The 14,007-nt window shown below is 70.5% G+C and carries 13 protein-coding genes, 1 tRNA gene and 1 CRISPR repeat array; of the genes, 11 read left to right on the plus strand and 3 right to left on the minus strand.

Going from position 1 to position 14,007, the window contains the following annotated elements; translation table 11 throughout:
• Positions 1-63 precede the first annotated feature (63 nt).
• Entirely contained in the window at positions 64-1,275 is a 1,212-nt protein-coding gene (locus ACG2DA_RS17155) for a DUF1559 domain-containing protein (RefSeq protein ID WP_395257035.1), read from the minus strand.
• A gap of 305 nt (positions 1,276-1,580) precedes the next feature.
• Here ACG2DA_RS17155 and ACG2DA_RS17160 point away from each other — a divergent pair, with 305 nt between their 5' ends.
• Positions 1,581-1,775, plus strand: coding sequence for a hypothetical protein (locus ACG2DA_RS17160; protein WP_395257037.1), 195 nt, complete (start codon positions 1,581-1,583; stop codon positions 1,773-1,775).
• A 129-nt stretch (positions 1,776-1,904) separates the two neighbouring features.
• On the opposite strand, the gene xylA is transcribed toward ACG2DA_RS17160, so the two are convergent.
• A complete protein-coding gene (gene xylA / locus ACG2DA_RS17165; RefSeq protein ID WP_395257039.1) occupies positions 1,905-3,221 on the minus strand; it encodes a xylose isomerase in 1,317 nt (438 codons plus the stop codon).
• Between the two features lie 193 nt (positions 3,222-3,414).
• Here xylA and ACG2DA_RS17170 point away from each other — a divergent pair, with 193 nt between their 5' ends.
• The 8 genes from ACG2DA_RS17170 to ACG2DA_RS17205 all read left to right on the plus strand — a co-directional run bounded on the left by ACG2DA_RS17170 (position 3,415) and on the right by ACG2DA_RS17205 (position 9,337).
• Positions 3,415-4,020 carry a hypothetical protein gene (locus ACG2DA_RS17170; RefSeq protein ID WP_395257041.1) on the plus strand — a complete coding sequence of 202 codons (606 nt, stop codon included), beginning with the start codon at positions 3,415-3,417 and terminating at the stop codon, positions 4,018-4,020.
• Positions 4,021-4,062: 42 nt separating this feature from the next.
• The gene (locus ACG2DA_RS17175; protein ID WP_395257043.1) at positions 4,063-4,479 is read left to right on the plus strand and encodes a hypothetical protein; all 417 of its coding nucleotides are present in this window, start codon (positions 4,063-4,065) and stop codon (positions 4,477-4,479) included.
• Between the two features lie 71 nt (positions 4,480-4,550).
• A complete protein-coding gene (locus tag ACG2DA_RS17180; protein WP_395257045.1) occupies positions 4,551-5,165 on the plus strand; it encodes a thioredoxin family protein in 615 nt (204 codons plus the stop codon).
• A complete protein-coding gene (murJ, locus tag ACG2DA_RS17185; protein WP_395257047.1) occupies positions 5,162-6,835 on the plus strand; it encodes a murein biosynthesis integral membrane protein MurJ in 1,674 nt (557 codons plus the stop codon). Before ACG2DA_RS17180 ends, murJ begins: the two co-directional genes overlap by 4 nt.
• 143 nt (positions 6,836-6,978) lie before the next feature.
• Entirely contained in the window at positions 6,979-7,260 is a 282-nt protein-coding gene (locus ACG2DA_RS17190; RefSeq protein WP_395257049.1) for a DUF427 domain-containing protein, read from the plus strand.
• On the plus strand, positions 7,257-7,823 hold the full coding sequence (locus tag ACG2DA_RS17195) for a DUF1572 family protein (protein WP_395257051.1): 567 nt from the start codon (positions 7,257-7,259) through the stop codon (positions 7,821-7,823). Before ACG2DA_RS17190 ends, ACG2DA_RS17195 begins: the two co-directional genes overlap by 4 nt.
• 148 nt (positions 7,824-7,971) lie before the next feature.
• Entirely contained in the window at positions 7,972-8,649 is a 678-nt protein-coding gene (locus tag ACG2DA_RS17200; RefSeq protein WP_395257053.1) for a hypothetical protein, read from the plus strand.
• 421 nt (positions 8,650-9,070) lie between these two features.
• Positions 9,071-9,337, plus strand: a complete 267-nt coding sequence (locus ACG2DA_RS17205) for a hypothetical protein (protein WP_395257055.1) — start codon at positions 9,071-9,073, stop codon at positions 9,335-9,337.
• Positions 9,338-9,435: 98 nt separating this feature from the next.
• Here ACG2DA_RS17205 and ACG2DA_RS17210 read toward each other — a convergent pair whose 3' ends face one another.
• On the minus strand, positions 9,436-10,293 hold the full coding sequence (locus tag ACG2DA_RS17210; RefSeq protein WP_395257057.1) for a hypothetical protein: 858 nt from the start codon (positions 10,291-10,293) through the stop codon (positions 9,436-9,438).
• A 401-nt stretch (positions 10,294-10,694) separates the two neighbouring features.
• On the opposite strand from ACG2DA_RS17210, the gene ACG2DA_RS17215 reads away from it, so the two are divergent.
• A tRNA-Val gene (locus ACG2DA_RS17215) sits at positions 10,695-10,767 on the plus strand.
• Between the two features lie 124 nt (positions 10,768-10,891).
• Positions 10,892-12,142, plus strand: a complete 1,251-nt coding sequence (locus tag ACG2DA_RS17220) for a tyrosine-type recombinase/integrase (protein ID WP_395257059.1) — start codon at positions 10,892-10,894, stop codon at positions 12,140-12,142.
• Between the two features lie 108 nt (positions 12,143-12,250).
• Positions 12,251-13,966: direct repeats of the CRISPR family, unit length 33 nt; unit sequence GTTTCAATCCACGCCCCCGGTGAAGGGGGCGAC.
• The last annotated feature ends 41 nt before the right edge of the window (positions 13,967-14,007 follow it).

Raw genomic sequence — 14,007 nt, forward strand, 5'->3', positions numbered from 1 at the left:
CGGCGGGGCGTCAGGCGTCGGCCGCGACCGGACCCGCGTGGGGCCGGCCGTGCGATCGCTCGCTCAGTTGTTGTCGATGGCTTCCCCGGCGGCCCGGGTGCCCATCGCGCCCCAGACCCCGTAGGGGCTGCGGCCGGAGGTCACCGTATTCCGCGTCAGGTCGCCGGTGTCGATCGTCTCGCTGACGAACTGCACCGACCCGTCGGCCATGACGACCTGGCACCCGCCGGGGTGGTAAGAACCGGCGGAGTAAATCCCGCCGACCTGGTTCCGCCACCAGCTGTCGCCGGTATCCTCCACGCCGTCGCAGTTCGGGCCGTTCGGCGGGAAAATCGTGTTGAACCCGGTCCAGAGCGTCGGGCCGAGCCCCCACACGGACCCGCGGCGCATCGTCTCGTTGCCGAACACGTTAATCGACTCGTTATAGAACCCAGGATTTTGCGGGTCGGTGACGACGTCGAGGCAGGTGGTTTTCGGGCTGGATTGAGAGCGGGTGCTGCCGTCGCGGCCGAGATCGATGTCGTGGGCGACGGAGCCGAGGAAAGCGCGGTTGTCGCCGCGGCCGATCTCGGCGAACAGGATCGTGTTGGTCGTGCCGTCTTTGGCGGCTTCCAGCCCGAAGTGGACGTTGCCGTTGCCGCCGTCGGTGTTCCAACGCCCGCCGCCGGCCATGCCGCGCTGGGCCTGCCCGGCGCCGCCCCAGTTGGCGGGCTGACCGTTCCCGTAACCGTTGTCGCCCCAGTTGATGGCGTAGTTCGTCTCCGCGTGGTTCCGGGGCCTGTTCCCGTCAGACGGGCAGAGGAGTACGGCCGTCTGGGTGAACCACGGCAGGTAGCCGTTGCGGTTCCAGTGGATCGGCTGCGGCCCGAACGGCGGGAAGAACAGGTTAGGGTCGTTCGGGCTGACGTAGGGCCGACTCATCTGATTCCAGAGCGCCGTCTGGTCCAGGAAGGGGAGCAGCGGCACCAACGCGCTGAGGGCGCCCTCGTTCGTGCAGTTCCAGTTGTTGCTCGAGTAGCACTGATCGGCCGGGTGGGGGCGGTTCGTTCCGCCCGCGGCGGCGGGGAAGGTTTTGTAGGTGGAGTGGTAGTTGTGCATGGCCAACCCGATCTGTTTCAGGTTGTTCTGGCACTGACTCCGGCGGGCCGCCTCCCGCGCTTGCTGCACGGCGGGCAGCAGGAGGGAGACGAGGATGGCGATGATCGCGATGACCACCAGCAGCTCGATCAACGTGAAGCCGGACCGTAACCGCCGTGGCCGAGGGGGAAGGTTCATCAGAGGGGTTCCGGAGGTAGGGAAAGGACGGAGGGGACCCGCAGCTGGGACGCGACATGTCCCGGGGGAAGAAGCGGTTCCCTCCTTAAGGGTAGCCCTGTCTTCACATCGGCAACACCCCATGCATCGGAATGTTCCGGTGTTTTTTCGGGAACGCGTCAGTTTTCTCCGATCCGAGCGTTTCCGCCTACGAACGCTTTGTGTACTGACGATCGATTGTCTCAAGCCGGCCCGGTGGCCGCCCCCGCTTGGCACCGCCGGCCGACGCCTCTCCTCCGAAATCCCAGAAAGAACAGGACTCTCTGATGCGTCTTTCCTCCCTGTCCTGCCGGTTCCTCGTCTCGCTGGCCCGTTCCGCGGCCCTGGCGGCGGCATTGGCCGCGCCCGCCGCCTTCGCGACCGGCTGTGCGGAGCACGAAGACGGCCTCATCGAGCCGACCGAAGAAGATTTGCAGGAGTTGGAGGAACTCCGCCAGCAGTCCGAGGGGACGGAATATTAGACCAGACGGAGGCCCCGCCGCCCGGCCCGGCCCCGGCAGCGAGCCGGGGCGGACCGGGCGCGGCGCCCCCCGGGGCCGATTCGCGCCCCGGGGGAGTCGTGCGGCGGCGTCCGCTGCCGCCGTCCGCCGTCAGATGTAGCGGTTGACGACGTTCTCCAGCAGTTCCTGACGGCCGCTGGCGATCGTCGGTTCGCCGTGCTCGGCGACCCAGGCTTCGCAGTCGGCGAAGGTGGCCTCGCCGGCTTCGATCTTGGCGCCCAGGCCCTCGTCGTAGCTGGAATAACGCTCTTTGACGAAGTCGCTCAGCACGCCGTCCTTACGGATGGCGGCGGCGATCTTGGCGCCGCGGGCGAAGGCGTCCATCCCGCCGATGTGGGCGTGGAACAGGTCGATCGGCTCGAAGCTCTCCCGCCGGACCTTCGCGTCGAAGTTCAGCCCGCCGGGGGCCAGCCCGCCGTTCTCCAGGATCACCAGCATGCACTGGGTCGTGAGGTAGTAATCGGTCGGGAACTGGTCGGTGTCCCAGCCCAGCAGGGCGTCGCCGGTGTTGGCGTCCACGCTGCCGAGGGCGTTTTGAACCCGGGCGTATTCCAGTTCGTGCATCATCGAGTGCCCCGCCAGCGTGGCGTGGTTGGCCTCGATGTTCATTTTGACCCGGTCGGTCAGCCCGTTGATCCGCAGGAAGTTCATACAGGCGGCGACGTCGAAGTCGTATTGGTGCTTCGTCGGCTCCTTGGGCTTCGGCTCGAACAGGAACTGCCCCTTGAAGCCGATCTCGTCGGCGTAGTCCGCGGCCATGTGCATGAAGCGGGCGAGGTGGTCCAGCTCCCGCTTCATGTCGGTGTTATAGAGGTTGAAGTAGCCCTCGCGGCCGCCCCAGAAGACGTAGTTCTCCCCGCCGAGCTCCATCGTGACCTCGATCGCCTTTTTCACCTGGGCGGCGGCGTGGGCGAACACGCCGGCGTTCGGGCTGGTGGCGGCGCCGTGCATATAACGCGGGTGGCTGAACAGGTTCGCCGTCCCCCACAGCAGCTTGACGCCGGTCTCCTCCTGCTTCTCTTTTAATTTGGCGGCGACCCGGTCGAACCGGGCGTTGGTCTCGGACAGGTCCGCCCCGGCGCCGCTGACGTCGCGGTCGTGGAAGCAGTAAAAGGGCGCCCCGAGCTTCTGCATAAACTCGAAGGCGACGTCGACTCGCTTGAGGTCCATCTCGACGGTGTCCGTGCCGTCCTCCCAGGGCCGCAGCGCGGTGCCGGGGCCGAACGGGTCGCTGCCGGTCCCGCGGAAGGTGTGCCAGTAGGCCACGCTGAAGCGGAACAGATCCTTCATCGTGGTCCCCTCAATGGTCTCCTCCGGGTTGTAGTGCCGGAAGGCGAGGGGGTTCTTGCTGTCCGGGCCTTCGTAGGCGATCGGCGCGGTCACTTCGGGAAAATATTCGGTTGCCATCTGCGCAAAATCGAAAGAAGGTTGGGCGGACTCATCCGAGCGTACCGATCGGGGTTCTCTTTTGCAGCCGTGCGGCGGGGGAGGCGGTCGGGGCCGCCCGCTCCGCGTCGGGCCGCGACCGAGCGTCGTGCGCGAAGGCGCGGGGGGCGGACTTCGCGTTCCCGCGGCGCCGATGAACTGCTAGATGGCCCCTGTGCGTCCCCGTTCCGCCTCTCGCCTGCCGTTCGTCGCGTCGTGCGCGCTGTGGTGCGCCGTGTTGGCGCCGTGCGTCGCCCTGACCGGGTGCCGTTCCGTGGCGGTGCGGGCGCCGGACGCCCCGGCGCCCTCGAAGGTGATGCTGACGCCGAACGCCGAAGCCGCCTGGGAGACGACCGTCTCCACGCTGCACCGCTTCGGCTTCCGCACCGCCGTGGAGAACAAGCTCGACGGCACGATCGAGACCGCCTGGGTCGTCGGCAGCAGCCTCGCCGAGCCGTGGAACGACGACAGCGTCGGCTTCGCCAACCGCCTCGAAGACACCCTGCAAAGCACCCGCCGCCGCGTGGTCGCCACGGTGCGGCCGGTCGCCGGGGAGTTCGGTCCGGAGGCGTACGAAGTCACGATCCGGGCGTTCAAGGAACTGGAGGACGTCCGCGGGGTCGTGGCGAACACGACCGGCGGGGCGACCTTCCAGAACCGCGAACCGCTGTCCCGCGACCTGCAGGCGGTCCACGGGCAGTTCGGCCCGACGCAGTGGATCCCGCTGGGCCGCGACCCGGCGCTGGAGAACGCCATCGTGGCGGAGCTGGGGAAGAAGTGAGCCGGCGAGAGTCGCCCTCGGCCTTCGGTGAAAAGGGAATCCATGGCCAAGCCACAGCGTCCGCTCGACGGCCGCCAGGAGATGATGCGCGGCTTCGCCGAATCCGCCGCCGAACGCGGGCAGCACTTCTTCTACGTCCTGATCCGTGAGCCGCTCGGCCCGATCGACCGGGGCGAGAAATACGAAGACCCGCTGAACGCGGCGCTCGGCGAGTTGGGCGACGTGGTCGGCGGCGGATCGCAGCTTGGCGAAGGAGACGCCGTCGCGTTCTGCGGACTGGACGTGGTCGTGAACGACCGCGAGCGTGGGTTGCAGAAGATCCGCCAGAGCCTTCGGGCGTGCGGGGCGCCGGCGGACACGGTCATCGAGGAGTACGTGCCGGCGTTCGCGGAACTGCCGCTGTCACCTCGGGGACGGGACGAGCCGCCCGGCGAGGCCGGAGGCCGCGGCGGGGGTTGATCTTTGCGGGGTGGGCGGGGGGACCTACGCTTCCGCGGCCCCCCGATTCCCCCCTTTCGCCGTTCGTCCCCATGTCCCGCCCCGCCTCCCGGCCGTCGTTCGTTCCGGCTCTGATCTGCGGGCTGGCCGCCTGCGGGGCGGCGCTGGGGTTCGTGGGGTGCACCTCCGGCTCCGGCGGGCTGGCGGACTCCGCCGCGGTGGAGCAGGCCGCCGCCCTCTCCGGGGAGCCGCTGCCGATCCACGAGTGGACGACCGACCTCGCCGCCGCCCGGCAGACCGCCGCCGCGGAAGGCAAGGACGTGCTGATGCTGTTCACCGGTTCGGACTGGTGCCCGCCCTGCATGGCGCTGGAGGAGAACGTGTTCTCCCAGGCGCCGGCCTCCCGATTGACGGACGACTTCGTCCCGGTGCTGTTCGACTTCCCCATGAAGAAGGAGCAGGCCCCGGAGATCGCCGCCCGTAACGAACAGGTCCAGCAGGAGTACGGCATCACCGGCTATCCGACCGTGCTGCTGACGAGCGCCGGCGGCACGCAGTACGGGGAGCTGCACTACCAGCCCCGCTACGAATCCGGCGGCGCCGCCGCGTTCCTCGCCGACGCCAAGGCCCTGCGGGCCGAGAACGGCGGGACCGGGGAAGGCGAAACCGAGCCGTCCGTCGGCGGCCGGACCGCCGCCGCGGAGTGACGACGGCCGTCCCGGCCCCGGAGGCCGCCCCGCCGTCGTCGCCGCCCCGCCGGTCGCTGGCCGGGCGGATCTTTCAGGGGGCGCCGATCGTGGCGGGGCTCACGCTGTTGTCGCGGGTGTTGGGGCTGGCCCGGGATATGGCGACGGCGGCGGTGTTCGGGGCCGGGCCGGTGCTGGACGCGTTCACCGTCGCCTTCCGGCTGCCCAACCTCGTGCGGCGGCTGTTGGGGGAGGGGGCGCTGTCGGCGGCGGTGCTGCCGGCGCTGGTCAAGACGCGGGAGGAGCGGGGCGAAGTCGCCGCGGACGCCCTTGCCGCCGCGGTGATCGGCCGGCTGACGGTCGGCGTGGGGCTGGCGACGCTGCTCGCCGAGGCCGTGCTGATCCCGCTGGCGCTGGGCTGGGTCGGCGATCTGAGCGACCAGTGGCGGTTGCTGTGGGGCCTGACCGCCGCCTGCGGGCCGCTGGCGACGTTCACCTGCGTCGGCGCCCAGTACGCCGCGGCGCTGCACGCCCGACGGCGCTTCGCCGCCGCGGCGTTCTGCCCGCCGCTGCTCAACCTGTTCTGGATCGCCGGGACCGTCGGCGCCGCCCTCGGGATCGCCGGCGGGGCGCCGGACGAGCGGGCGATCTACCTCGTGGCGGCGTCGGTCTCGCTGGGCGGGGCGGCCCAGATCGTGTTGATGGTCTTCGCCCTGCGGCGGGCGGGGTTCGTCTGGCGGTGGGACCCGGAGGGCACGCGGCCGGCGCTGCGGGCCGTGCGGGCCGCGGTCGCCCCGGCGCTGATCGGGCTGTCCGTCGCTCAAATTAATTCCCTGATCGACGGTTTCGCCTCCTGGGGCTTCGCGGCCCCGGCGGACGACCCGACCGCGGAGTTCCTCCCCAACCTGCTGCCCGGTCTGGGCTACCCGCTGCGGCCGGGGGCGGCGTCGGAGCTGTACTTCGGTCAGCGGCTCTATCAATTCCCCGTCGGCCTGCTGGGCGTGACGCTGGGCACCGTGCTGTTCCCCCGGCTCGCGGCGGCCTCGCGGGGGGAACTGAAGGAGGTCGCGCTCGCCGGGCTGCGGTCCGCTCTGTACCTCGGCGTGCCGGCGAGCGTCGGGTTGGCCCTCACCGCCGACCTGCTGACCGACGCCCTGCTGCGGCACGGCGAGTTCGACCGCCAGGCCGCCGCCGAGACCGCCGCCGCCGCCGCCTGGCTGGGGGCCGGGGCCTGGGCCGGCTGCGGGCTATCGATCGCCTCCCGCGTGTTCTACGCCTCCGACGACCACCGCACCCCGGTGCGGGTCGGCGTGTGGGCGGTGGCGACGAACCTCGTGTTGAACGTGGCGCTGGTCTGGCCGATGGGCGTCTCCGGGTTGGCGGCGGCGGCCACGGCGGCGACCTGCGGACAATTCCTCGCCCTCGTCTGGCTGCTGCGGCGGGCGATCCCCGATTGGCGCACCGCGGACCTGTGGCCGGCCGCGTGGCGCTCCGCGGCGGGGGCGACCGCGGTCGCGGCGGCCTGCCTGACGGCCCGGGCGCTGTGCGGGCCGGCGGGGCTGGGGTGGAGCGCCGAGGGGGAGCTGCTCGCCGCGGTGGCCGCCGGGGCCCTCGCCTTCCTTCCGGCGGCCCGCCTGCTGCGGATGCGGGAGGTCGGGCAGTTGATCGGGCTGGGCCGGCGGGATGGTTGAGCCCGGCCTCCGCCTCATGGCGGCGGCGAACCGGACCGCAACGGGATCGCAGGAACCGGGCTTGGGGGGGACGACGGGGCGTCGGGGGCGGTCTACAGTCGTCCGCCGGCTCCCACCCGTTTCCGCTCGCCCCGAGAACCGCCATGAAAGCCGTCTGGAACGGTCAGACGATCGCCGAAAGCGACGCCACCCGCGTCGTCGAGGGCAATCACTACTTCCCCCCGGCCGGGGTTCGGCGGGAGTTCCTCAAGCCCTCGGACACCAAAACCACCTGCCCGTGGAAGGGCGAGGCGAGCTACTTCACGCTCGAAGTCGCCGGCGAGACGAACCCCGACGCCGCCTGGATGTACCCCACCCCCAAGGACGCCGCCGCCCCGATCGCCGACCACGTCGCCTTCTGGAAAGGCGTGGAGGTGACGGAATGAGCCCCGCCGGCGAAGCCCCCGACTCGTCCCCCGAACCGGAGGTCCTGGCGCAGCGACTGGCCGCGGAGCTGACCGGGTTCTGCGTCGCCAAGCTGCGGGACCAGGCGGCCCAGATTAACCGCTGCGTGCGGCTGCTCTCCGAAGAGCAGATTTGGGAACGGGCGAACGACGTGTCGAACTCGGTCGGCAACCTCGTGCTGCACCTGACCGGCAACGTGCGGCAGTGGGCCGGGGAGGGGTTGGGCGGCGTCGCGTTCGACCGCGACCGCCCCGCGGAGTTCGCCCGCCGGGACCCGCTGCCGACCGACGAACTGCTCGCTGGTCTGCACGCTGCGATCGCCGTGGCCTGCACGGCACTGGAGCGGCTCTCGCCGGAGGACCTCGCCGCCGAACGCTCCATTCAGGGGCGACAGGTCAGCGGCGTGGCCGCGGCGGTGCACGTCACGGAGCACTTCACCGGACACGTCTCCCAGATCGTCGCCTACACCAAGCTGCTGACCGGCCGCGACCTCAGCCTCTACGACGAACAGGGCCGCCGGCTGGACGCCGCCGCCCGGCTGTGAGCCCGGAGCGTGCGTTCCAAGCGGATATCGCAGTTCCGGACGTCCGCGAACCGCCCCGCGTCGCTCCTCAGGTTCGCCCCGGTGAGCACGCCCCCGCGAACCGATTAGGATGGGCTGATTCGATATTCCTGACGCAGCGGACGACGGCATGGGCGGCGAAGTGATCACCAAGGTTCTCGTGCTCCTGGCGGGACTGATCGCGATGGGAGCCTGCGCCGGCCCGCTGCTGTACGACCCCGCCGTCGAGGAGGCGGAAGAGGAGGACGTGCTGGAGACGGAGGACCGCGGCCCGCTGCTCGGGGACCCGGAACCCGCCCCGCCCCTCGACGACGATCCCGATTCGGAGGACGAAACGACGGACGACGCGGCCTTGATCGAGGAGGCGCCGGCGGACGACGACGCGGTCGTCGTGGACACGCTGCCGGAGGAAGCCGTGATCGGCGGGCCGGTGCCGGAGGAGGGCGACGGCGAGGCGGCGGTCGACCCGGATCCGATCGACGCCGCCCCGGACCTCGCCGGCGACCCGGAGCGGACGGTGATCCCGTTCTTCGTGACCCTCCCGATGCTGCTGATCGCCCTGGCCCTGACCGTCTGGGCGATGGTCAAGCCCGCCGCGAATCTGGGCCGGCCGGCGCTGATCGCCGGAGCGCTCGTGCTGCTCGGCACGCTGCTGGCCTGGGGGCTGTACGAGGCGGGGCTGTCGGAGTTCGAGATGAACGGAACCGCCCTCGCGGCGTGGCTGTGCGTGGGCGTCACGCTGCTCGCCGCCTGGCTGGTGATCGACGTGCTGTCCGAGCCCGGAGAAGACGAAACCGTCCCCGGCTGACGCCGGAACGCGGCGGAACCGCGGAGAACAGATGCATGATTGGTGATCCAGCGCTCAATCAAAGGGCGGTCGTCTCGGGACCGCCGCGACGGCGGCGGCCGCCGCCCCCGTTTGATCCGGCGACGTCTCATCCGCGTTTGCTGAAATGCGAGCCGTCCCGGCGGCAGCGCCCGTTCAACGTGCGACTTGAGGCTCCCGGCGAGAAAATGGCCCGTGGATCCCCCGAATTCCGTTTGAGAGACGGGGATGAGGGGTTGGTACGGTTTTGGGCCCGCCGACAGACTGCAGTGAACCCCCGGCGACGCCGGCGGCCCCGCCGGACGAGCCGTCCCTCGGCCCGTCCCCATTTCGTCCCCGCCCCCGCCGACGGAGCGGACTTCCCGCCCGCCCCTCCGGCTCCCCCGATCGGAACCCTGCGAACATGACGCTCAAAGGATTTCTCACCTATTCCCTGCTCACCAACGTGGCCCTGGCCGGGGCCGTGCTTTGGCAGGAGCAAGTCCGTGCCGAGGCGATCGAACAGCAACACGCCGTGGCCATCGACGAGGACGTGATCTTCCGCGAACACGTCGCCCGGGAACTGGCCTCCCGCGACCCGGAACGCATCGAGGGCGTGCAGCGGCTCTGCCAGGCGGAACTCGCCGAGTTGAAGCCGCAGATCGAAACGATTTGGGACCCCCTGAAGTAATTCCCCGGGCGCCGAATCGTAGAACGAATCGAAAACCCGCCCCGGCCGTTCGCGGCCGGGGCGGGTTCATCTTTCGGTCGCCGCGTGCTGAGGGGCGGTTACCGCCGTTTGGCCCGGCAGCGTTCGCACTGGCAGCCCTGGGCGGCCGCATTTCGGGCGGCCGTCTTCTCGGCGTGGAGGAAACCGGCCGGCCGGCAGCCGGGGCAGTCGCCCATCCCGGCGGCGTGGTAGCAGTCCGTTCCCAGCCGACAGCCGCCCGTGCTGTGCTCCGCGTGCGGGCCCTTGTCGTAGTGCCGCGTCGGCCGCACGAGGCACTCCGTGTTCTCGCGGAAGTGCGGGTAGTAGGTCGGCCCGTAGCGGCTCGGCAGGTCTTCGACGGTGTAGGGGGTGTAATCCATCCGGTCCGGCACGCAGGGCCGATCGAACAGGTTCCCGAAGCCCCGCGGCCGCCACGGGCTGGGGCGGTACACCGCCCGGTTGGGGGCGTGGAAGCTCTTCGGCCGGTACCAGATGCCGTAGCGGTTCGACTGCTCCATCTGGTGCGGCAGGCCGAACGCCGGGGCGCCGGGGTCGCCCGGCGTGGGGCGGGCGCCGTATTCAGTGTCGGCGAAGAAGGGCGTGCCGGGCAGGGCGTCCACGGCGGGCCGCGGCGGGCCGGGCACCGGGGCCCGACCGAACTCCGGCGGCTCCGGAAAGCCCGGCGCCCCGTCGCCCGCCGGGGCCGGCAGCGGCGTCGACACGTCGTACGGCCGCTCCCCGCGGAGGCCTTCGCGGGGATAATCCCCGCCGAGATATTCCTCCACGGCGTATTCGTCGCCGGGGGGGAACTCGGCGTCGGGAAGCTCCTCGGCGGAGGCTTCCAGCACCGGCAGATCGTGGCCGGCGGGGGCGAGCGGCGCGGGCGTGTAAGCGTCCTGGGCGACGGACAGCGGCGCCGTCGCGGAGAGGAGCCACACCGCCGCCGCGATCCGCCGGCGCCGACCCGGGGCCGCGGCCCTCGGAACGTTCGGCCGGGGGCGGAGCGAGATCCGGAGCATCGGGACAGTCCTGCACGAAGGGGGGAGCGACGGTTCCCCGTCGTGGGGAAGGCATCGGCCCGCCGCGACCGCGTCCTTCGTTTCGATTGCTTCCTCCGCGTCGCTTTGCCTAACCCGCAGGGTCGCCGGTTCCCGTCGGGCGCGGACGACCGCCGCCGTCCCCCGGCCGAGGCGTTCTCCGGGCGCCGTCGTCCGGGCGCCGTCTTCCGGGAGCCGTTTTCCGGAGAATGACGAACCGATCGGCCGGAGGCGTGTCGGTCCCCTTGCCGAGCCGGGCGCCAGTCGCCAAAATGCCGGCCCCGGCGTCGATCCGGGACCCCGGGCGCGTAACTCAGTGGTTAGAGTGCCATCTTCACACGGTGGAAGTCGCAGGTTCGAATCCCGCCGCGCCCAGTTGTCGTAAGTCCCTGACACCGCACTGTTTGCGGTCTCCGTCAAATCGGCGGGGAGCATCTCACGAGCGGGGTTTCCTGGTCAACGTGACCAGGAAACCCCGGCGCATCGAATGCTCCCGGTCATGTCCCGTCCCAAAAAACGCGTCCCCACCCTCTCCCGCCACAAGGCCACCGGCCGGGCGCGGTGCCACTGGCGGGGGAAGGACTACTACTTCGGGCAGTACGGCACCGCGGAGGCGGACAGGGCGTTCCGGAAGTTCGTCGCCGAGGTGATGTCCGGCGAGGAGGTGGACGCCGCCCCGCCGCCCGCTTGCGAGGTGAGACCCGCGGCTCGTCGACCGCCCGCCGGCCCGGACGATCCGCTGACGGTGTCTGGGTTGCTGCTTCGGTTCAAGGAGTGGGCGGAGGGGTACTACATCGACTCGGACGGCAAGCCGACGCAGACCGTCGACAATCTTCGCCTCAGTTTGCGGCTCTGGCGGGAGCGGTACGGTCCCACCCCCGTGGCGGACTTCGGCCCGGTCCGCTTATCGGAACTCCGAGACGCGATGATCGCCGTCGGGCTCGCCCGCAAGACGATCAACGCCCGGATCGGGGCGGTGAATCGGGCGGTCAAATGGGGCGTCTCCCGCGAACTCGTGGACCCGGCGGTCCTGGCCAAGCTGCAAACCTTGGAGCCGCTGAAGAAGGGGCGGTCGGGGGCGAAGGAGACCGCCCCCGTCCGACCCGCCCCGGACGAGCACCTGGAGGCGGCGTTGCCGTACCTGCGGGGGCCCGTCGCCGCGATGGCGCGGCTGCAACGGTACAGCGGGGCCCGGCCCGGCGAGATCTGCGGGCTGACGCCCCGCGAGATCGACCGCTCCAACCCGGAAGACTGGCGGTACGTCCCGGCGAAGCACAAGACCGCCCACCGCAACAAGATCCGAGTTGTCTGCTTCGGCCCGCGATGCCGCGCCGTACTTGCTCCGATCCTGGCGGCGCACGAGGCGAAGGGGCGGGGGGAGGACGATCCGCTGTTTCAGCCGCGGGACGCGACCGCCGAGATGCTGGCGGCCAAGCGGGCCGCCCGGAAGACGCCGGATTCGTGCGGCAACCGCCCCGGCACGAATCGAAAGGCGAGCCCGAAGCGAAAACCGGGGACGAAATACAGCACGGGAAGCTACAGACAGGCGATTCAGCGGGCGTGCGAGAAGGCGACCGTTGATCGGTGGTCCCCGAACCGCCTCCGGCACACCGCCGCCACGGAAGTTCAGGCGAAGTTCGGGCTGTCCACCGCCCGGGACGTGTTGGGGCACGGCAGCACGTCCACCACCGAGATCTACGCCCACGCCGCCGCCGAGATCGCCGCCCGGGTCGCGGCGGACATCGGTTGAGGGAGCCCGCGGGCGGTTTCACCCTTACCCCGGTCCGTCGTGCTTAACGTCCATGGGCGTGATCGGAGGGGGACCTCGTCCATGCCGTCAGGCCCTCCGAGGAGCCCCGGTTACAGTCCACGCCTCCACGAAGGGGGCGACGCGCGGTCTGCCTCGGGTGCGGCACGCGGTGGGATTGGTTTCAATCCACGCCCCCGGTGAAGGGGGCGACCAGCGGCGGCGTGACGACGACCGGCTGGGAATCGGCGTTTCAATCCACGCCCCCGGTGAAGGGGGCGACTACGATCCGGGGCAGGTTGTTCCCGTTGGAAAACGTTTCAATCCACGCCCCCGGTGAAGGGGGCGACTCACCCGGCAGAGGCGGGAGAGATCGACGCCGCCGTTTCAATCCACGCCCCCGGTGAAGGGGGCGACGGCGTCCTGCTGGGGCCGAATCGCCGGCACCAAGTTTCAATCCACGCCCCCGGTGAAGGGGGCGACGCGGTCATCAGTTCGCTCAGTTCGGGGGAGGGGGTTTCAATCCACGCCCCCGGTGAAGGGGGCGACCGGCTGCGGGGGCGAGACGCGGCGGTCGAGTCGCGGTTTCAATCCACGCCCCCGGTGAAGGGGGCGACCGCCATCACGGCGGAGCAGCTTGAGCAGATGCGGGTTTCAATCCACGCCCCCGGTGAAGGGGGCGACGCTGACCCCCAGTTTAGCGCGGTCGGCGCCGTAGTGTTTCAATCCACGCCCCCGGTGAAGGGGGCGACCCGCCGCTCTCGGGACTATCGCCTGTCGGCAAATGTTTCAATCCACGCCCCCGGTGAAGGGGGCGACCTGCGGTCAAGCCCGGCGTCATCCACCCCCTTAGTTTCAATCCACGCCCCCGGTGAAGGGGGCGACATTTGGGGGGCGTTCACAGCGAGCCCTCCAGACAGTTTCAATCCACGCCCCCGGTGAAGGGGGCGACTCGCAGATGCCGCCCTTCCGGCGCCGGGACGTGTTTCAATCCACGCCCCCGGTGAAGGGGGCGACGATCGTCGCGCTCATGTCAATTCGCGGTTAGAGGGTTTCAATCCACGCCCCCGGTGAAGGGGGCGACCTGGCGGTGGATTGCAACTGGCCGAGCTACCGGGCGGTTTCAATCCACGCCCCCGGTGAAGGGGGCGACTCCATCACGCGGTCCCCGCCGGGGATCTCCGCGCGTTTCAATCCACGCCCCCGGTGAAGGGGGCGACGCGTGTTGTTCACGCTGGCGGTGTTCAGTGCCTTGTTTCAATCCACGCCCCCGGTGAAGGGGGCGACGGGAGGCCGTATTCGGACGCCGCGAGGTCTCGGGCGTTTCAATCCACGCCCCCGGTGAAGGGGGCGACTACGCCAAGGGCGTGCGGGTGCTGGATATCGACCTGTTTCAATCCACGCCCCCGGTGAAGGGGGCGACGCTGGGCGCGTCCGTCTCGCCTCTCGTCGCTTCTGTTTCAATCCACGCCCCCGGTGAAGGGGGCGACGGCTTGAGGTTCCGGTAGCGGTCGTCAATCACCCGGTTTCAATCCACGCCCCCGGTGAAGGGGGCGACCTCTAGCCGGGCCCGGTCGATCCCCTCGGGGACGGGTTTCAATCCACGCCCCCGGTGAAGGGGGCGACTCGGCCGAACCGTTCCACGGCCCGCTGAGGGCGAGTTTCAATCCACGCCCCCGGTGAAGGGGGCGACCAGGGCCGGAGAGATAACGACCCGCCAGCCCGCGTTTCAATCCACGCCCCCGGTGAAGGGGGCGACCGGCGGAGCGTGTGGACGGCGAGGGCGAGGGCGGCGTTTCAATCCACGCCCCCGGTGAAGGGGGCGACCGCGGCCGTTCGCAAACTGATCGCGGGCATGAACGCGTTTC

This window comes from Alienimonas sp. DA493, assembly GCF_043951915.1.
Taxonomy (GTDB): domain Bacteria; phylum Planctomycetota; class Planctomycetia; order Planctomycetales; family Planctomycetaceae; genus Alienimonas.